Source organism: Roseomonas gilardii (genome assembly GCF_001941945.1).
Classification (GTDB): Bacteria; Pseudomonadota; Alphaproteobacteria; order Acetobacterales; family Acetobacteraceae; genus Roseomonas.
This window is the reverse complement of the sequence record NZ_CP015583.1, coordinates 1,220,973-1,239,255: the sequence shown is the minus strand read 5'-3', so window position 1 is coordinate 1,239,255 and position 18,283 is coordinate 1,220,973. Positions and strand designations below refer to the sequence as shown.

The following is an 18,283-nucleotide window of genomic DNA, read 5'->3' as shown; positions in this document are numbered from 1 at the left end:
CGGGAAGGCGACCGCAGCCTTTCCGGCATGAAGACCCCCGATCCATCCCCTGACCCGAAGCCGGGGCGCCGCCGCGTCCTCGCCGGCCTGGGCGCTGCCCTCGCCCTGCCGTCCCTGGCCGCGCCGCGCCTCGCTCATGCCCAGGCGGCGCCGCTGCGCTTCGTCGCCCAGGCCGATCTCACCATCCTGGACCCGCACTGGACGCCGGGCGTGGTCACGCGCAACCACGCGCTGATGGTCTTCGACACGCTCTACGGCATGGATGCCGACCTGCGGGTGCAGCCGCAGATGGCCGCCGGGCATGAGATCGATCAGGACGGGCGTCGCTGGACCATCACGTTGCGCCCCGGCCTGCGCTTCCACGATGGGGAGCCGGTGCGGGCGCGCGACGCGGTGGCCAGCATCCGCCGCTGGGGGGCGCGCGACACCTTCGGCATGGCGCTGCTGGCCACCACGGAGGAGCTGTCCGCCCCCGACGACGCGCGCATCGTCTTCCGGCTGAAGCGCGCCTTCCCCATGCTGGCCGAGGCGCTGGGCAAGCCCGGGACGATGAACTGCTTCATCATGCCGGAGCGCCTGGCCCTCACCGATCCCGGCATGCAGGTGACGGAGATGGTGGGCAGCGGTCCCTTCCGCTTCGTGGCGGCGGAACGGGTGGTCGGCGCCCGCACGGTCTATGAGCGCTTCGACGGCTATGTGCCGCGCGAGGGCGGCGCGCCCAGCCTGCTCGCCGGGCCGAAGCAGGTGCATCTGGAGCGCGTGGAGTGGATCTCCATGCCCGATCCGGGCACCGCCGCGGCGGCGCTGCAACGGGGCGAGATCGACTGGTGGGAACAGCCGCCCGCCGACCTGACGCCCATGCTCGCCCGGCACCGCGACATCCGGCTGGAGGTGCTGGATACGGCGGGCTCGCCCTGCTTCATGCGCTTCAACCAGCTCTACCCGCCTTTCAGCGATCCAGCCGTCCGGCACGCCCTGCTCGGCGCGGTGCGGCAGGCGGATTTCATGCAGGCGGTGGCCGGCGACGACCGCAGCCTCTGGCGGGACGATCTGGGCTTCTTCCTGCCCGGTTCCGCCATGGCGAGCGATGCGGGCATGGCGGCACTCGCCGGCCCGCGCGACATCGCAGCCACGCGCCGGGCGCTGGAGGCCGCCGGCTATCGCGGCGAGCCGGTGGTGCTGATCCACCCCACCGACTATCCCTCCGTGACCGCGCTGAACGCCGTGGCGGCGGACCTGCTGAAACGCTGCGGCCTGAAGCTCGACGTGCAGGCGATGGATTTCGGCACCTTCATCCGCCGCATCGCCAACCAGGAACCCCCGGACCGGGGCGGCTGGAACGTCACCTGCATCAGCACCTCGGGCGCGAGCTGGATGAACCCCGCCGCACACAACTACCTGCGCGGCAGCGGGCGCCGCTCCATCGTCGGCTGGCCGGCGAGCGAGCGGTTGGAGTCCCTGCGCGACCGCTGGTTCGACGCGCCGGAGGGCGAGCAGGCGGAGATCGGCCGGCAGATGCAGGAGGCCGGTTTCGCGGATGTGCCCTTCATCCCGCTCGGCCTCTTCACCCAGAACACGGCCTATCGCAGCAACCTCACCGGCATGGTGAAGGGCGCGCCGGTCTTCTGGGGCCTGCGCCGGGGCTGACCGGCGCGGAATGCGAAAGGGCCCCGGGATCGCTCCCGGGGCCCTTTTCACGTCAGGCTCAGTTCTTGGCCTTGTCCACCAGCTTGCCCTTGGTGATCCAGGGCATCATGCCGCGCAGCTTCTCGCCCACGGCCTCGATCTGGTGCTCGCTGTGACGGCGGCGCGTGGCCTTGAAGGAAGCCTGGTTGACCTTGTTCTCCAGCATCCAGTCGCGGGTGAACTTGCCGCTCTGGATGTCGGTCAGGACGCGCTTCATCTCCGCCTTGGTCTCCGGCGTGATGATGCGGGGGCCGGTCACGTACTCGCCATACTCCGCGGTGTTGGAGATGGAGTAGTTCATGTTGGCGATGCCGCCCTCGTAGATGAGGTCGACGATCAGCTTCACCTCGTGCAGGCACTCGAAATAGGCCATCTCGGGGGCATAGCCCGCCTCGACCAGCGTCTCGAAACCGGCGCGGATCAGCTCGACCAGCCCGCCGCAGAGCACCACCTGCTCGCCGAACAGGTCGGTCTCGCACTCTTCCTTGAAGGTCGTCTCGATGATGCCCGAACGGCCGCCGCCGACGGCGCAGGCATAGGAGAGCGCGATCTCCAGCGCGTTGCCCGAGGGGTTCTGGTGCACGGCCACGAGGCATGGCACGCCGCCGCCCTTCTGGTACTCGCCGCGCACGGTATGGCCGGGGCCCTTCGGCGCGATCATGAACACGTCGATGTCGGAGCGCGGCTCGATCAGGTTGAAGTGGATGTTCAGCCCGTGCGCGAAGGCCAGTGCCGCGCCCTCGCGCATGTTCTCGTGCAGGTGGTCGCGGTACAGGTCGCCCTGGCCCTCGTCGGGGGTCAGCACCATCACCAGATCGGCCCACTTGGCGGCCTCGGCGGGGCTCATGACCTTGAAGCCGGCGGCCTCGGCCTTCTGGGCGGAGCCGCCCGGGCGCAGGCCGATCACGACCTCCTTCACGCCGCTGTCGCGCATGTTCATGGCATGGGCATGGCCCTGGCTGCCGAATCCGATCACCGCGACCTTGCGGTTCTTGATCAGGCCCACATCCGCATCGCGGTCGTAATACACGCGCATATCCGCGCACTCCCCTCAAGGGTTGGACGAAAATCCGGGGCGGGCCGGGGGCGTTGCCCCGGCCGCCGGTTCAGGTGGCGAGGCTCCGCGTGCCGCGCGCGATGCCGACCGCGCCGGTACGCGAAACCTCGGCGAGACCGAGCGGGCGCATCAGCTCGATGAAGGCATCGATCTTCTCGGCGGCGCCGGTCATCTCGAAGACGAAGCTCTCGATCGTCGCATCCACCACGCGGGCACGGAAGGCATCGGCGAGGCGCAGTGCCTCCATCCGGTGTTCGCCATGGCCGACGACCTTGATCAGCGCCAGCTCCCGCGTCAGGTGCGGCCCCTCCAGCGTCAGGTCGGCGACGCGATGGACGGGCACCAGCCGGTCGAGCTGCGCCTTGATCTGCTCGATCACCATGTCGGTGCCGGAGGTGACGACGGTGATGCGCGACAGGCGCTTGCCGTCATCGACCGGCGCCACGGTCAGGCTCTCGATGTTGTAGCCGCGGCCGGAGAAGAGGCCGATGACGCGGGCGAGCACGCCCGCCTCGTTCTCCACCAGCACCGCGATGGTGGCCGTGCGCTGCAAGGGCGCCCTGTTCAGGTCGGACATGTCGGCGCGCCTCTCAGACCAGGACCTTGCCTTCGTCGGTGACGCCGGCGACGCCCCCCTGCTGGCCCGGGCCCAGGATCATCTCGTTATGCGCGGCGCCGGAGGGGATCATCGGGAAGACGTTCTCCTTCGGGTCCACGGCGATGTCGGCAATCACCGGGCCGGGATAGGCGATCATCTCGCGGATCACGTCGTCCAGCTCCTCGGCCTTCGTGGCGCGCAGCCCCTTGGCGTGGAAGCTCTCGGCGAGCTTCACGAAGTCCGGCAGCGCGTCGGAATAGCTCTCCGAGTAGCGGCCGCCATGCAGCAGCTCCTGCCACTGCCGCACCATGCCCATGTACTCGTTGTTCAGGATGAAGACCTTCACCGGCAGGCGGTACTGCGCCAGCGTGCCCATCTCCTGGATGTTCATCAGGATCGAGGCCTCGCCGGCGATGTCGATCACCAGCGCGTCCGGATGCGCGATCTGCACGCCCGAGGCCGCCGGCAGCCCGTAGCCCATGGTGCCGAGCCCGCCCGAGGTCATCCAGCGGTTCGGCTTCTCGAAGCCGAAATACTGGGCGGCCCACATCTGGTGCTGGCCGACCTCGGTGGTGATGAAGGTGTCGCGCCCGGTCTCCAGCGTCAGCTCGTAGAGCCGGCGCACCGCGTGCTGCGGCTTGATGATCGAGCCCGCCTGCTCATAGCGCAGGCACTTCGTCTCGCGCCAGGCATCGATCTGGCGCCACCAGGCGGCCAGTGCCTCGCGGTCCTGCGGGCGCTCATCGGCCTTCCAGGCTTCGGTCAGCGCCCGCAGCACGGCGCCGGCATCGCCCACGATCGGCACGTCCACCGCCACGTTCTTGTTGATGTTGGACGGGTCGATATCGGCGTGGATCTTCTTCGCATCCGGGCAGAAGGCGTTCAGCCGCCCGGTCACGCGGTCGTCGAAGCGCGCGCCGATGTTCAGCAGCACGTCGCAGCCATGCATGGCGAGGTTCGCCTCGAAGGTCCCATGCATGCCCAGCATGCCCAGGAACTGCGGGTCGCTGGCCGGATAGCTGCCCAGCCCCATCAGCGTGTTGGTGATCGGGAAGCCGGTCTCGCGCACGAAGCGCGTCAGCAGCTCGCTGGCCTCGGGACCGGCATTGATGATGCCGCCGCCCGTATAGACCATCGGCCGTTTGGCGCCCTTCAGCAGCGCCACGGCCTCGCGGATGCTGTCCACCGAGGGCTCGGTCTGCGGGCGGTAGGAACGGTGCGGCGCGGTCGGGGCCGGGGTGTAGCGGCCCTTGCCGATCAGGATGTCCTTCGGCAGGTCGATCACCACCGGGCCGGGGCGGCCGGAGCGCGCGATGTGGAAGGCGTCGTGCACCGTCGCCGCCAGATCCTCCATTCGCTTGACCAGATAGTTGTGCTTGGTCGCCGGACGGGTGATGCCGGTGGTGTCGGCCTCCTGGAAGGCGTCGTTGCCGATCAGGTGCGTCGGCACCTGCCCGGTCAGGCAGACGATCGGGATGGAATCCAGCAGCGCATCCACCAGCCCTGTCACGGCATTGGTGGCGCCGGGCCCGGAGGTCACCAGCACGCAGCCCACCTTGCCGGTGGAGCGGGCATAGCCCTCGGCGGCATGCACGGCGGCCTGCTCGTGCCGCACCAGCACGTGGCGGATCGCGTTCTGCTGGAAGATCGCGTCGTAGATCGGAAGGACGGCGCCCCCCGGATAGCCGAAGATGACCTCTACGCCCTGCTCCTTCAGCGCGCGCAGGACGATCTCGGCGCCGTTCATCACATCGGCGTCGGAGGCGGCGGGAAGGGTGGCGGACATCGGCGAGGTTCCGTTTCCTTGAACTGGCTCCGCGCAAGGTAACAGCGCGGAGCGGCCCATCTAGGGGGCATGCTGTGATGCGTCAACGGGCAGAATCAACAAACGATATTATTTTCGCCCGAAGACTTTCCGAAAATTGCGTGGAACTCGTAAAGCGAGCACGGATCGTATGCGAACCGCTCGGGTCTGCCCCCCGCGCAGCGGGCAGCGCGAGATCATGATGGCGGAACCAGGTCGCCTGCCGCTTCGTGTACTGGCCGATGGCCAGGCAGGCGCGGCGCCCTGCTTCCTCCAGGGTCATCTCGCCGCGCACCACGCCCCCGAGCTCCGGTACGCCATGCGCCCGCATGGCTGGCAGGGCCGGGTCGAGCCCGCGGGCCAGCAGCGCCCGCACCTCCTCCATGGCCCCCTGATCCAGCATGGCGGACCAGCGGCGCCGGATGGCCTCCCGCAGTTCCTCGCGCGGCGGGTCGAGCAGGACGGACAGGACCGGCCGTTCCGGCGGCGGGTCGGGAATGGGCATCTCCTGCCAAGCCGCCAGCCCGCGCCCGGTGCCGCGCCAGACCTCCCAGGCCCGGGCGATGCGCTGGCTGTCGCCCGGACGGAGGCGGGCGGCGGTGTCCGGATCGGCCTCGGCCAGCCTTCCATGCAGCGCCTCGGGCCCCAGCGCCGCCAGGAGGGCGCGCGCCTCCTCGCGGGCAGCCTCCGGCACCTGCGGCACCGGCGCCAGCCCCCGCAGCAGCGCCTGGAAGTACAGCCCGGTCCCGCCGCACAGGATCGGCACGAGCCCCGCCGCCGCGACCTCCGCGATGGCGCGCTCCGCCTCGCCCCGCCACCAGGCGGCGCTGGCCGCCTCCGCCGCGTCGCGTATGCCATAAAGGCGGTGCGGCGCCTGGGCCTCCTCCTCCGGCGCCGGGCGGGCGGTGAGGATGCGCAGGTCGCGATAGACCTGCATGCTGTCCGCATTCAGCACGGCGCCGCCAACCTGCCGGGCGATGGCGAGGGCGAGAGCCGACTTGCCGCTGGCGGTCGGGCCGGCGATCAGCAGGAGGGGCGGTTGCCGCATCGGGGGATGGCCTGGACCCAGGTGGTGAAACACGGGGGGGTGAAATATGGTCCCGCCAGCATGTCGCATGTCCTGACCCTGATCGCAGCCCCCGCTTCCGTGGCGGAAGCGGTGCTGTCCCCCTCGCTCCTGCCCGTCATGGCCGATGCGCTGCGCGCGCTCGGCGCGGAAACCGGGCGCCCCGAATGGCTGGCGGAGCGGGAGGCGGTGGACCTTCCCTTCTCCGGCATCGCGCCGGACCAAGCCTCGGCCGCCGCCCGCGCGGCACTGGCGGAGCGCCCGATCGACGCCATCGCCCAGCCGGCGGACGGACGGCGCAAGCGCCTGCTGGTCGCCGACATGGACAGCACCATCGTCACCAGCGAGACGCTGGACGAGCTGGCGGCCTATGCAGGCATGGGCGAGAAGGTCGCCGCCATCACGAAGCGCAGCATGAATGGCGAGATCGACTTCGCCACCTCCCTGCGCGAACGCGTGGCACTGCTGGAAGGGCTGTCGGTCGAGGCGCTGGAGGCCACCTGGGCCAAGACGCATCTCATGCCGGGCGCGCGCGCCCTGGTCCGGACCATGGTGGCGAACGGGGCGCATTGCGCGCTGGCCTCCGGAGGCTTCACCTGGTTCACCGTCCGCATCGCGAAGCTCTGCGGCTTCACCACGCATCACGCGAACATCCTGCTCGATGACGGACAGCGCCTGCTGGGCCGGGTCGAGGAGCCGGTCTTCGACCGGGATGCGAAGCTCACCATCCTCACCCGCCTCGCCACGGAGAACGGGCTTTCCATGGCGGAGACCCTGGCGGTGGGCGACGGCGCCAACGACCTCGCGATGATCGGCGCGGCGGGGCTCGGCGTGGCCTACCACGCCAAGCCGGTGGTCGCGGCGGCAGCGCGGGCCCGGGTGGATCATGGCGACCTGCGCGCCGTGCTTTATGCCCAGGGCTACAAAGCCGCCGAGATCCTGCCGGACGGGGACTGACCCCCCCGTGCCCGTCAGGCGTCGCCCCGGGCCGGCTGCCTAGCGGATCGCCTGCCACAGACCGCCATCCGGCGCGCTCGGCGACGCCCCGCCCGGGAAGGCGCCGTTCATCTTGCCGGCCCTGCTTCCGCCGCTTCGTTCCACACCGGAACAAGTGATTGAAGAGAAAGGATTTTACGACGGCTCGGAGAGCCTCACGCGAAGTCTATGTTGCAGCACGGTAAATCCCGGTCCGTTGGCCCGAATCAAACATGACAAAACGCTCATGTCTGCGTTCATGTTCCTCCGCCCAACAGGAGACTTCCAATGCCGAGTTCCGTGATCACCAGCGCCTCGCGCTTTCGCACCGAGGTCTTCCCCCGCCACGGCGATCTTTACCGCCACCTGGCGCAAAACGGACAGCAGCCGAAGGCCCTGGTCATCTCCTGCGCCGACAGCCGTGTGATCCCGGAGGAGATCATGCAGTCCGGCCCGGGCGAGATCTTCGTCTGCCGCAATGCCGGGAACATCGTGCCGCCCACGGCGCAGTTCACCGGCGGTGTTTCCGCCTCGATCGAATATGCGGTGGTGGTGCTGGGCGTGCGCGACATCGTCATCTGCGGCCATTCCGACTGCGGCGCCATGAAGGCTCTGCTGCAGCCGGATTCCCTGAAGAGCATGCCCAACGTGCAGGCCTGGCTGCGCCATGCCGATGCGGCGCGCTGCGTCGTCTGCGAATCCTATCCGGATCTGGAAAGCAAGGCCGCCGCCCGCGCCCTGGCCATGGAGAACGTGGCCCTGCAGCTCAACCACCTGCGCACCCATGCCTCCGTCGCCGCCCGGCTGGCGCGGGGGGAGATGACGCTGCACGGATGGTTCTTCGACCTGGAGACCGGCGGCCTGCTGGCCCTGGACGGAGAAAAGGAGCGGTTCGTGGAGGTGGCCGAGGGGGCGGAGATGCCCGTGGCCGTGACCGCCGCGGAGCGCCGGGTGGCATAAGGCAGGCCGGCGTCCCGGCCAGCCGCCTCCTGCGCGGCGGCCGAAGACTCCGTCCGCGCGGGAGGCTGCTTCAGGCCACCTGCCCCGGCGCGGGCTGCTCTTCCGGCACGATCGCCGGGACCGCCGCCCGCCCGCCTCGCCCCGCCGCCAGCCGGGCGAAGAGGCGCCGCCCTGGGACCTCGACGAAGCGGTAGGTCAGCAGGGCCAGCAGCACCGTCACGGCCAGCAGTCCGGCGGAAACGAGATCCATCAGCCAGGGCGTACCGAAGTCGAGCCCGACCAGCACGCGCCCATCCGCGGTCTGCCAGGTGCCGAGCAGGGAAAGGCCCGTCCGGTTCTGGAGCACCGAAAGCGCCTTGGCCGTGGCATCGAAGACCGGGAAATGCACGAGGTAGATCGAGTAGGACAGCATCCCCAGCAGCACCAGCGGCGCGCTGCGCAGCAGCCGCGACACCACGCCGCGCTCCCCGGCGAAGAGGCAGACCAGCAGGGCGAAAAGCGGCGCCGCCAGGAAGGCCAGGATGCCCTGGGCGAAGCCCAGGAAGACCGCCATCAGCGCCACCGCCCCGATCTCCAGGGCGTCATGGAGGCGCGGCGGCAGGGATGGCGCCTTCCACCGGCTCCAGGCCGCATGGGCCAGGCAGCCCAGGAAGAACCCGCCGAGGCAGCGGAACAAGCCGAAATCATAGGAGACGTTCAGGTCGTGTGGTGTGAAGGCCAGCAGCACAGCCGTCGAGCCCGCCACCATCGCGACGGCGAAGCCGGCGAAGACGCGGCGGAAGCCCAGCATTCCCGCGGCGAAGGCCAGATAGGCCGCCATCTCCACGCTGATCGACCAGCTCGGGATATTCCAGGCATCGATCCGCAGGAAGCCCAGGGAATGCAGCAACAGCGCATTGGGCAGGATCAGGGAGGCCGCCGTCCGGCCGGTGAAGGCGGCGTTCTCCACCCCCTCCGCGCCGTGGGACAGCCGGAGCTTCACCAGTTCCAGCCCGATCAGGGCCAGCAGCATGAAGACGTGCAGGGGCCAGACGCGGCCGATGCGGCGGATCAGGAAATCCCGTGCCGAGGCGGGGCCGTCCAGCCGGTCGCCATAGGCCTGGGCCATGACGAAGCCGCTCAGCACGAAGAAGAAATCGACGAAGAGGAAGGCATGGGCGCCGAAGGACGAGGCCACGTAATGCCCGCGCACCGTGAAGTGGAAGAGCGCGACCATCAGCGCGCAGATGCCGCGCCAGCTGTCGAGGACGACGAAGCGCCGTCCCTTTCCTCCCTGCGGCATCCCTTCCCCCGTCCCTATCCGGTGCGGCGTTTCCGCCGCGGCGATAGTATCCAGATATGGAGCGAAGTTACAGTTTTTGATACATTACAAGACAGTCATGCTCGGCGGCGGCTCTCCCTCCGCCGGAAACTCCAGCGGGACGATCAGAGTTCCCGCAGCGCGCCGCAGACGCGCTCGACCTGCGCGTCGCTGAGCTCGGGGAACATCGGCAGGCTCAGCACCTCGCGCGCCGTGGCTTCGGTCTCGGCGCAGCGCGCCGGGCCCAGGGCGATGCGGCCGCGATAGGCCGGCTGGAGATGCACCGGCACGGGATAGTGGATGCCCGTGCCGATCCCCTGCGCGCGCAGCCGGCCCTGCAGCAGGTCGCGCTCCGCGCTTCGCAGCACATACTGGTGGAAGACATGCGTGGCGCCCTCGCGCCGCAGCGGCGGCGCCAGCGCGCCGCCCTCCAGCGCCGCATCATAGGCCCCCGCGATCTCCCGCCGGCGGGCATTGTTGGCGTCCAGCCTGGGCAGGCGGGCGCGCAGGATGGCAGCCTGCACCTCGTCCAGCCGCGAGTTCACCCCCGTGAGGTCGGAGACATAGCGGGAACGCCAGCCATACTGCCGGATCGCCCCGATCTTCTCGGCGAGCTGCGGATCAGCGGTGGCGATCACGCCGCCATCGCCCAGCGCACCGAGATTCTTGGTCGGATAGAGGCTGAAGGCCGCGGCATCCCCGATCGTGCCCAGCCTGCGCCCGCCCAGCGTCGCGCCATGGGCCTGGGCACAGTCCTCGATCAGCGCCACGCCCGCGCCGCGGCAGGCCTCCAGCATCGGGGCGAGGTCGCAGGCCTGGCCATAGAGATGCACGGCGATGGCGGCGCGGATCGGCGGCAGGCCGGGCGGCGGCTCCTCCAGCACGGCCACCAGCTCGTCCGCATCCATGGTGTAGGTATCCGGGTCGATGTCGAGCAGCAGCGGCGTCGCACCGGCCATCTCGATCGCCGCCACGGTGGCGACGGCGGTGTGGGACACGGTGGCGACCGTGCAGCCCTCGCCGATACCCAGGCCGCGCAGGACCAGCGCCAGCGCGTCCGTGCCGTTGGCGCAGCCGATCGCGTGCTGCGCGGCGCCCTGGCCACGCCCGAGCCAGGCGGCGAACTCGCTTTCGAAGCCCTTGCCCTCCTGGCCCAGGATGTACCAGCCGGATTCGAGCGCGCGCATCACCGCCGCGTCGATCTCCGCCTTCTGCGCGCGGTAGCCGGCGCCGGGATCGGCTTGCGGCACCAGGAGGTCGGGCACGTTCATCCGGGGTCTTCCTCAGATGCGATCAGGATGGGGTGTAGTCGGCGAGGCGGGGCCGGAACCATTCGACGCTGCGGCGCAGCCCTTCGGCCAGGGGCACGCGCGGGACCCAGCCCGTCGCTTCCCGGAACGCGCTGTCGTCGGCATGGTAGGACCCGATATCGATGGCCGCCCGGTCGGGCGGAAAGGAGCGGATCTCGTAGCTCCCCTGCCCGGCGGCGTCCACCAGAAGCTCCGCCAGCCGCAGCAGCGAGACCGGGGCGTCGCCGCCGAGGTTGAAGGCCTGCCCGGCGCAACGCTCCGGCGCCGCGCCCAGCAGGGTCTCCGCCGCCGCCAGGAAAGCCGCCACCACGTCATCGGCATAGGCGAGGTCGCGGAGCTGCTCGCCACCCCAGACCTCGAAGGGCTCGCCCTCCAGCACCCGGCGGATCCAGATGCCGAGGAAGGTCTGCCGCGCGTCGCGGATGCGCAGCCGGGGGCCGTAGCAGTTGGTGAGGCGCAGCGAGGTGACGGGCCGCCCCTGCACGCGGCCTTCCAGCAGCCAGTACTGCTCGCCGGCGAATTTGGAGACGCCGTTGGCATCGGGCGGGACGATCGGGTGCCGCTCATCCACTGGCAGGTATTGCGGGCGGCCATAGAACTGGCGGGTCGAGGCATGCACCACCACCGCCCGCGGCGCGGCCTGGCGCAGCGCCTCGATCAGGCGGAGCTGCGCGGTGGCGTTGATCTCCAGGTCCGGCAGGGGCTCGCGCATGCTGCCGGCATGGGAGGTCTGGGCGGCGCAGTTGAACAGCGCGTCCGCCCCGCGCAGGGCGCCCTCCAGGTCCAGCGCCGGATCGCGCAGGTCGCCTTGCAGCAGCCGGGCGCCGCTTCCCTCCAGATTGCCCGGATGCGCGCCCATCCCGGGCAGCATCGCGTCGATGGCCAGCACCTCCGCCCCGGCGGCGGAAAGGGCATGGCAGAGATTGGCGCCGAGGAAGCCGGCCCCGCCGGTGACGACGGCGCGGCGGCCGCGCCAGGAGGAGGCCGTGCTCATGGCCTCGTCCTTCGGCACGGCGCGATGGCCGGGCGGACCCCGGCGGGTTGGCGGTGGCGAAGCGTCATGTCTCGGCGATCCTCGTCCTGCCCCGGGGCAAGGTGCTGGCGCGATTGCGGCGGTCCGGAGGCGAAAAGGGCCGCTTCCGGACCGGAAGGCCCGTCATGCGGCCGGCGCCAGGGCGACGCCGGTGATCTCCACCTTCCAGGCCGGATCGACCAGCGGCGCCTGGATGGTCATGCGCGCCGGCTTGGCCCCCGGGTCGAGCCAGCGGTCCCAGGCCCGGTTCATGGCCGGGGCATCGGCAATGTCCGTCAGCACCACGGTGATGGACAGCAGCGCCCGCTTGTCGGTCCCGGCCTCGGCCAGCAGCGCGTCGATCTGCGCCAGGATGTCGGCGGTCTGCCCCTCGGCGTCGAGCGTGGCGTCGTCCGCCACCTGCCCCGCCAGGAAGATCAGCCCGCCACCGATGGTGGCACCGGACAGGCGGGCTTCCCCGGCCAAGCGTCGGATGGTCATGGTGGCGTGCTCCCGGGCATGAATGGCACCCCCAGCATGCGCGGGACGCGACGGCGCGCCAGCCCCCCATGGCACGAATTCGCCGGGCGCCCGCTCCCGCCGTTCCGGACCGGCACGGCGGTCGGGGCGGCGGCCGGGCTGCCCTGCCCCGCGATGGGCACATGGCTTTTCCCGTGGACAGCACCGTGACGGCTCCGTAGCGTCCCCGCCGTGCCCATGACCTCGCTCAAGCGCATTACGACCAAAAAGACGTCCCCTGGCGGGGCGTCCTCGGGCGTGCGTGCGGCGATCACGACGGCATAGCAGAACCCCGAGGACCCCGCCGGCAGCGGCGGGGCCCCGAAACAGGCTCCCGCCCGCTGGCCTCCACACAGAGACCAGAACCCCCATGAGCCTGGACCTTTCCCTCGAAGCGCCGAGCGACGCCCCGAACCGACCTGCGGATCTCCGTGCGCCCATGGTGGCGCCCGTGGTCGCGATCGTCGGGGCCACCGGCGCCGTCGGCGTCGAACTGCTGAACTGCCTGGAGGCGCGGAACTTCCCCGTCGCCTCGCTGAAGCTGCTGGCCTCCCCCCGTTCCGCCGGACAGAAGATGCGCTTCCGGGGCCAGGAGTTGGTGATCGAGGCGCTCGGCCCCGACAGCTTCCAGGGCGTGGACATCGCCCTCTTCTCCGCCGGCAGCGGCGTCTCCAAGCAGTACGCCCCCGTCGCGGTCCAGGCCGGCGCCGTGGTGGTGGACAATTCCTCCGCCTTCCGCATGCGCGCCGACGTGCCGCTGGTGGTGCCCGAGGTGAATGCGGAGAGCATGGCGGATCATGCCGGCATCATCGCCAACCCGAACTGCGTCGCCGCCATCGCCACCGTGGCGCTGGCCCCGCTGCACCGCGCGCATCCGATCCGCCGCCTGACCGCCGCGACCTACCAGGCCGCCTCCGGCGCCGGCGCCGCGGCGATGGAGGAACTGCGCCAGTCCACCGCCGCCTATCTGCGCGGCGAGGCCTTCGAGCCCAAGGTCCTGCCGCATCCCTATGCCTTCAACCTCTTCAGCCACAACGCGGAGATGGACGAGGAAAGCGGCTACAACGGCGAGGAGCAGAAGGTCGTGGCGGAAACCCGCCGCATCCTCGGCACGCCCGACCTGCCGGTCGGCATCACCTGCATCCGCGTGCCCGTCCTGCGCGCCCATGCCATGGCGCTGCATGTGGAGTTCGACGAGGTGGTGACGCCGGAGGAAGCCCGCGCCCTGCTCGCCGACGCGCCGGGGCTGAAGCTGGTGGACGACCGCGCCCGCAACCACTTCCCGATGCCCTCCGAGGCCTCGGGGCAGGACGACGTGCTGGTCGGCCGCATCCGCCGCGACCTGGGCGACCCGTCCGGCCGCACCCTGGCCCTCTTCGTGGCCGGCGACCAGTTGCTGAAGGGTGCCGCCCTGAACGCCGTGCAGATCGCCGAGCGCCTGCTGCGCCGCGGCTGAAAAGGCGGCAGGCGGAAGGGCCACCGCTCTTCCGCCTACCCTGCCCGCGATGCCACGCCGGCTTCGCGATCGGGTGAGGCGGGCGGAGAGTTCCGCCCGGCCTCTCGACCTTTCCCGCGCGCCATAGCATTCCGGGTTTCGTACCATTCCGGAGTCTTGACGATGTGGAGCTGGCGTCCGTCCCTTTCCGGGCGGCGGCGATCCCTGGTGCCCGCGATGGCGGCCCTTTCCCTGCTGCTGGCCGCCTTCCCCGCCATGGCGCAGACCGCCGTGCCGGAGGGCATGCTCCCCGCCCCCGACCGCTCGGGCGAGATCCGCCGGGGCGAGGCCTCGGTCTTCGCGCCGAACCTCGCCGGGCGCCGCATGGCCAATGGTGCACCCTTCGATCCGCAGTCCAACAGCGTGGCCAGCAGCGACCTGCCGCTCGGCGCCACCGCCCGCGTCACCAACCTGCGCAACCGCCGCAGCACGATCGTCGCGGTGCGCGACCGTTTCCCCCGCCGGGGCGACCGCATCCTGAACGTCAGCCCCATGGTGGCGCGGCAGCTCGGCATGCGCGGCACCAGCGTCATCCGCGTGGAGGTGGCCCCGCTCGCCGTGCCGCAGGCCGATGGCGGCATCCGCATCGGCCAAGGCAGCGGCCTGTCCGGGCGCAAGGCCTATGTGACCCCGGCCCGCTGAGCCCCTCCGCTCCGCCGAAGCGCATGGGGTGACACCCCGCCGCTCAGGGCCGAGGATCGTGCCGCAAGGAGGTGCCGCGCCATGACCGATACCCAGTGGATGCCCCGCTTCCGCATCGAGGATGTGGAGATTCCGGCCGGCACGGCGCATGTGCCGCCCGGGCTGCGCATCCGCGCCGCCACGCGCGGCGCGGGCTATCCCGTCCTGCTGCTGCACGGCCATCCGCAGACGCTGGTGACCTGGCGCCATGTCGGCCCCGCCCTTGCCGAGGCGGGCTATGCCGTGGTCGCCACCGACCTGCGCGGCTACGGCGATTCCGGCAAGCCGGAAGGCGGCGCGCGGCACGTGAACTACAGCAAGCGCGCCATGGCGGCGGACCAGGTGGCGGTGATGCGCGCCCTGGGGCACCGCCGCTTCGCCGTGGTCGGGCATGACCGGGGCGGGCGGGTCGCGCACCGCATGGCGCTGGACCATGCCGAGGCGGTGGAGCGCATCGCCGTCCTCGACATCGCGCCCACCGCCACGATGTACGCCCGCACGGACAAGGAATTCGCCACCCGCTATTTCTGGTGGTTCTTCCTGATCCAGCCGCACCCGCTGCCGGAGCGCATGATCGGCGCCGATCCGGAATTCTTCCTGCGCAAGCATATCGAGGGGCAGGTGAAGATCCCCGGCGCCACGCCGGAGGCCGTGATCCAGGAATACCTCCGCCCCTATCGCGACCCGGCCACCATCCACGCCATCTGCGAGGACTACCGCGCCGCCGCCGGCATCGACCTGGAGCACGACGCCGCCGATGCCGGGAGCCGCGTCCGGGCGCCTCTGCTGGCGCTCTGGGGCGGGCGCGGCACGGTCGGCGCGCTGTATGACGTGCTGGAGACCTGGCGCGAGAAGGCGCTCGACGTGCGGGGCCGGCCGCTGGACTGCGGCCATACGCCGCAGGAGGAATGCCCGGAGGATACGCTGCGGGAACTCCTGGCCTTCCTGCCGCCCGCCACCCGTCGCGGCTGACCGGGGCCGCGCCTCTCTCTTTCCTGCTCCCCTTTCCCGGGTCCCGGGCGAACCGGGACGGCCCCCGGGACGTTGCTTCGGGGAAGGCGGCCGGCGCCAGCGCACCGGCCACCGCATCGTCGAAGAGGGAGGACCGCCATGTCCCCGATCGCATCGAGCCCCGGTCCGCAGCCCGGCGGCAATCCCATCCCCGAACCGGGCCTGCCGCCCGGCGCGCCCGTTCCGCCCCTGCCGCCCGAGGAACCCGCGCCGCCCATGCCACCGGAACCCGACGGACCGAATCCCGGCCCCGGCCCGGACATCACCCCGCCGCCGGGGCCATCGCCCCAGGTGCCGCCCGTCACCATGTAGCCCTCGGCGGGAAGCGCGGCGCAGGGCGCCGCCGGAGGCTCTTCCATGGTTTTCCGCGACCGGCGGGACGCCGGACGGCAACTGGCGGAACGGCTGCGAGCGCTGGACCTGCCGCGGCCACTCGTACTCGCCTTGCCGCGGGGCGGAGTGCCCGTGGGCTACGAAATTGCGCGAGTGCTGGATGCGCCGCTGGACCTCGTCATGGTCCGGAAGCTTCCGGCACCGGGGTTTCCCGAACTCGCCCTGGGCGCCGTCGTGGACGGCGACCCGCCGGGGCAGGTGATCAACGAGGATATCCGGCGCGAACTTGGCGTGTCCGACCAGGAGGTCAGCCGCATCCTCGCCATGCAACTCGCCGAGATCGCCCGCCGGCGTGCCGCCTATGCACCGAACCGGCCCCTGCCCGTCATCCCGGGCCGCAGCGTCATCCTGGTGGATGACGGCATCGCCACCGGGGCCACGATGCGGGTGGCTTTGCAGTCCCTGCAGGGCTCAGGGGCCGGGCGTCGAGTCATGGCAGTTCCCGTCGCGCCGCCCGAGGCTGTCGCCGCGCTGGTGCCGCTCTGTGACGAGGCCGTGGTCCTGTTGCAGCCGCATGCATTAGGGGCAGTCGGGCGTTTCTACGAGGACTTCACGCAGACGGAGGATGCGGAGGTCATCGACCTGCTGCACCGTGCCGGCCGCAAGGAGGACCGATGACGGAACCGGCGCCGGGATGGATGGCCAACCGGTGTCAGCCCTCCCCGGAAGACCCGCCGCCGGGCAAATGGCCGAGGACCGATGGCATGCCGGCCTCCGGATAGCCGGTGTCCTGCCGCAACACGGCGCGCAGGGCGATCTCCAGTTGCTGCAACAACAATCCGGCCTGATCGGCTTCGAGTTCCGAGATGGCCGTCCGGTCGTCCATGTCGTGGATCATGACAACCCTGCCGGCAATGGCGCAGGCGCGATAGGTGCTCATGCAGGCAGCCTATCAGCCGCGAAACCTGGAAATCAAGAACGCGTGATGACGGAAAGGCCCCGGATCGTCTCCGGGGCCTTTCCGCCGTGACAGGCTGGGACGTCGCCCCGGACCCGCGGACACTGGCTGGTGCCAAGCGGGCCTGGAGGGCTCAGGCGCTAGCCGGGGTCGCGATGAGGAACGGAGGAAGTGGGCGTCCTGTCGTCGGTCACATCCACTTCCGTGCGGCGGACCGTGTCCTTCACCGTTTCCGTATGCTCCGTCGCACTCTTGCGGATGACCACCTCTTCCTTCACCCGCGCCTCCTTGGCAACGACCGCTTCCTCGCCATGCTCGGTCGCCTCGATCGTCCGCTCCTCGAACATGCGGTCGGCGTCGGACACGGGCCGGTCCACCGCGCGGCGCTGCACCTCGACATGTTCCTCGCGCAGGGTCACGTCCTCGCTGACCGGCGTCTCGACGACATAGGAGCGGACGCGGACGCGCCCATGCTCCATGTCTCGCTTGCCGATGCGGATCTGCTCCTCGACGATCGGGATGACATCCTCGCTGCCATCCCCGGCGATGCGCGCCGTGCCGGTCATGTCCGAGGTGGACATGGCGGCAGCCGCCGGCATCGTGCCCATGCCTGCCGTGGCGGCGGGGGCCTGTGGCAGCGACGTCGTGGCGTCGCCCATCACCATGCCCTCGCTGGTGCCGCTCCAGCCCTGGCTGCGCCACTCGGCCTCCCGGGCATCCAGATCGACGGCGCCATGGCTTTCGAAGACATCGGAGGCATGATCCATGATCTGTTCCGGCACCTCGGCCGAGACAATGACGCCACCCCGCCGCAGGCCCTCGGAATAGGTCGCCCGCTCGTCATCGGGCACGAAGAGGTCCCGCAGGGAGGCCCAGAAGCCCTTGTCGTCCGCCGGTCGGTATCCCGACGCCGTATCTGCGTCGACCGCGTAGACCCTGACATGGCTGCGGTCGATTCCATCGTGTCGCAACAGGTGCTCGACGACCGCGTCGGCTTCCTGTCGGGTGTCGAACAGGCCGGTAAGGGTGCGGGTCATTCTGGGCTCTCCTTCCTTTGTCGATGCTGGGTCTTGCAGAACGCTCCGGGCAGGGTCGGCCTCGCCGGCCTCCACCCGTTCGATCACCGCCGACTGGCTGCGGCGCGTCAGCGGATACTCCACGGCTTCGGTCGTATTCACGTAGCGGAGCCGGACCTCCTCCTTGAGGACCAGCCGCCTCTCGACCACGAGGATCTCCTCGACGACAGGAATGATGACGACTCCGTCCTCCACCCTGCTTTCGAGCACATGGTCCACTTCCCGCCCGATCGGGACCCGTTCCACCTCCACGCGACGGCCGCGCAAGGTTTCCCGGACCACGTCCTGCAAGGTTTCCGTCTTCAGCGACACGCGAACGCGCGCCGTTTCCACGTCCTGCTTGGTGACCGTGAGTTTTTCTTCAGCGACGGGCACAGCCACTGTTTCCGGAATTCTGCCGGACATCGTGGTCTCCCTCGGGGCTGGTGTCTTAACGCCCGCC

The 18,283-nt window shown here is 70.5% G+C and carries 18 protein-coding genes; 8 read left to right on the top strand and 10 right to left on the bottom strand.

Annotation, left to right across the window (positions count from 1 at the left end):
* Nucleotides 1-27 precede the first annotated feature (27 nt).
* Complete coding sequence (locus RGI145_RS05480; RefSeq protein WP_075797565.1) at nucleotides 28-1,647, top strand: ABC transporter substrate-binding protein; 1,620 nt, start codon at nucleotides 28-30, stop codon at nucleotides 1,645-1,647.
* A 58-nt stretch (nucleotides 1,648-1,705) separates the two neighbouring features.
* Here the strand turns inward: RGI145_RS05480 and ilvC are convergent, their stop codons facing one another.
* The 4 genes from ilvC to miaA form a co-directional block, all read right to left on the bottom strand.
* Nucleotides 1,706-2,722: a ketol-acid reductoisomerase gene (gene ilvC, locus RGI145_RS05475; RefSeq protein ID WP_075797564.1), complete on the bottom strand. Its 1,017-nt coding sequence runs from the start codon at nucleotides 2,720-2,722 to the stop codon at nucleotides 1,706-1,708.
* Nucleotides 2,723-2,792: 70 nt separating this feature from the next.
* A complete protein-coding gene (gene ilvN / locus RGI145_RS05470) occupies nucleotides 2,793-3,320 on the bottom strand; it encodes an acetolactate synthase small subunit (RefSeq protein WP_075797563.1) in 528 nt (175 codons plus the stop codon).
* A gap of 13 nt (nucleotides 3,321-3,333) precedes the next feature.
* Nucleotides 3,334-5,127: an acetolactate synthase 3 large subunit gene (locus tag RGI145_RS05465; protein WP_075797562.1), complete on the bottom strand. Its 1,794-nt coding sequence runs from the start codon at nucleotides 5,125-5,127 to the stop codon at nucleotides 3,334-3,336.
* A gap of 82 nt (nucleotides 5,128-5,209) precedes the next feature.
* Nucleotides 5,210-6,193, bottom strand: a complete 984-nt coding sequence (gene miaA / locus RGI145_RS05460; protein ID WP_075797561.1) for a tRNA (adenosine(37)-N6)-dimethylallyltransferase MiaA — start codon at nucleotides 6,191-6,193, stop codon at nucleotides 5,210-5,212.
* A gap of 60 nt (nucleotides 6,194-6,253) precedes the next feature.
* Between miaA and serB the strand changes: the two genes are divergently transcribed.
* Nucleotides 6,254-7,168, top strand: coding sequence for a phosphoserine phosphatase SerB (gene serB / locus RGI145_RS05455; protein WP_075799862.1), 915 nt, complete (start codon nucleotides 6,254-6,256; stop codon nucleotides 7,166-7,168).
* Between the two features lie 306 nt (nucleotides 7,169-7,474).
* A complete protein-coding gene (locus tag RGI145_RS05450; RefSeq protein WP_075797560.1) occupies nucleotides 7,475-8,146 on the top strand; it encodes a carbonic anhydrase in 672 nt (223 codons plus the stop codon).
* Nucleotides 8,147-8,216: 70 nt separating this feature from the next.
* Here RGI145_RS05450 and RGI145_RS05445 read toward each other — a convergent pair whose 3' ends face one another.
* From RGI145_RS05445 to RGI145_RS05430, 4 genes are all read right to left on the bottom strand, one after another.
* Entirely contained in the window at nucleotides 8,217-9,428 is a 1,212-nt protein-coding gene (locus RGI145_RS05445; RefSeq protein ID WP_075797559.1) for an acyltransferase family protein, read from the bottom strand.
* A gap of 143 nt (nucleotides 9,429-9,571) precedes the next feature.
* Nucleotides 9,572-10,717, bottom strand: a complete 1,146-nt coding sequence (locus RGI145_RS05440) for a DegT/DnrJ/EryC1/StrS family aminotransferase (RefSeq protein WP_075797558.1) — start codon at nucleotides 10,715-10,717, stop codon at nucleotides 9,572-9,574.
* 22 nt (nucleotides 10,718-10,739) lie between these two features.
* Nucleotides 10,740-11,750 (bottom strand): NAD-dependent epimerase/dehydratase family protein, encoded by a 1,011-nt coding sequence (locus tag RGI145_RS05435; RefSeq protein WP_075797557.1) that lies wholly within the window; start codon nucleotides 11,748-11,750, stop codon nucleotides 10,740-10,742.
* A gap of 162 nt (nucleotides 11,751-11,912) precedes the next feature.
* Entirely contained in the window at nucleotides 11,913-12,269 is a 357-nt protein-coding gene (locus tag RGI145_RS05430) for a RidA family protein (protein WP_075797556.1), read from the bottom strand.
* Nucleotides 12,270-12,657: 388 nt separating this feature from the next.
* On the opposite strand from RGI145_RS05430, the gene RGI145_RS05425 reads away from it, so the two are divergent.
* The 5 genes from RGI145_RS05425 (at nucleotide 12,658) to RGI145_RS05405 (ending at nucleotide 16,485) form a co-directional block, all read left to right on the top strand.
* Nucleotides 12,658-13,743 carry an aspartate-semialdehyde dehydrogenase gene (locus RGI145_RS05425; protein ID WP_083670447.1) on the top strand — a complete coding sequence of 362 codons (1,086 nt, stop codon included), beginning with the start codon at nucleotides 12,658-12,660 and terminating at the stop codon, nucleotides 13,741-13,743.
* Between the two features lie 162 nt (nucleotides 13,744-13,905).
* A complete protein-coding gene (locus RGI145_RS05420) occupies nucleotides 13,906-14,424 on the top strand; it encodes a septal ring lytic transglycosylase RlpA family protein (RefSeq protein ID WP_075797555.1) in 519 nt (172 codons plus the stop codon).
* A gap of 81 nt (nucleotides 14,425-14,505) precedes the next feature.
* Nucleotides 14,506-15,435 carry an alpha/beta fold hydrolase gene (locus RGI145_RS05415; protein WP_083670445.1) on the top strand — a complete coding sequence of 310 codons (930 nt, stop codon included), beginning with the start codon at nucleotides 14,506-14,508 and terminating at the stop codon, nucleotides 15,433-15,435.
* A 138-nt stretch (nucleotides 15,436-15,573) separates the two neighbouring features.
* Nucleotides 15,574-15,786 carry a hypothetical protein gene (locus RGI145_RS05410; protein ID WP_075797554.1) on the top strand — a complete coding sequence of 71 codons (213 nt, stop codon included), beginning with the start codon at nucleotides 15,574-15,576 and terminating at the stop codon, nucleotides 15,784-15,786.
* A gap of 45 nt (nucleotides 15,787-15,831) precedes the next feature.
* Nucleotides 15,832-16,485: a phosphoribosyltransferase gene (locus RGI145_RS05405; RefSeq protein ID WP_075797553.1), complete on the top strand. Its 654-nt coding sequence runs from the start codon at nucleotides 15,832-15,834 to the stop codon at nucleotides 16,483-16,485.
* Nucleotides 16,486-16,519: 34 nt separating this feature from the next.
* On the opposite strand, the gene RGI145_RS05400 is transcribed toward RGI145_RS05405, so the two are convergent.
* Together RGI145_RS05400 and RGI145_RS05395 are read right to left on the bottom strand one after the other, a co-directional pair.
* Nucleotides 16,520-16,747 (bottom strand): hypothetical protein, encoded by a 228-nt coding sequence (locus tag RGI145_RS05400; protein WP_075797552.1) that lies wholly within the window; start codon nucleotides 16,745-16,747, stop codon nucleotides 16,520-16,522.
* 158 nt (nucleotides 16,748-16,905) lie between these two features.
* A complete protein-coding gene (locus tag RGI145_RS05395) occupies nucleotides 16,906-18,246 on the bottom strand; it encodes a YsnF/AvaK domain-containing protein (protein ID WP_208863932.1) in 1,341 nt (446 codons plus the stop codon).
* Between the last annotated feature and the right edge of the window lie 37 nt (nucleotides 18,247-18,283).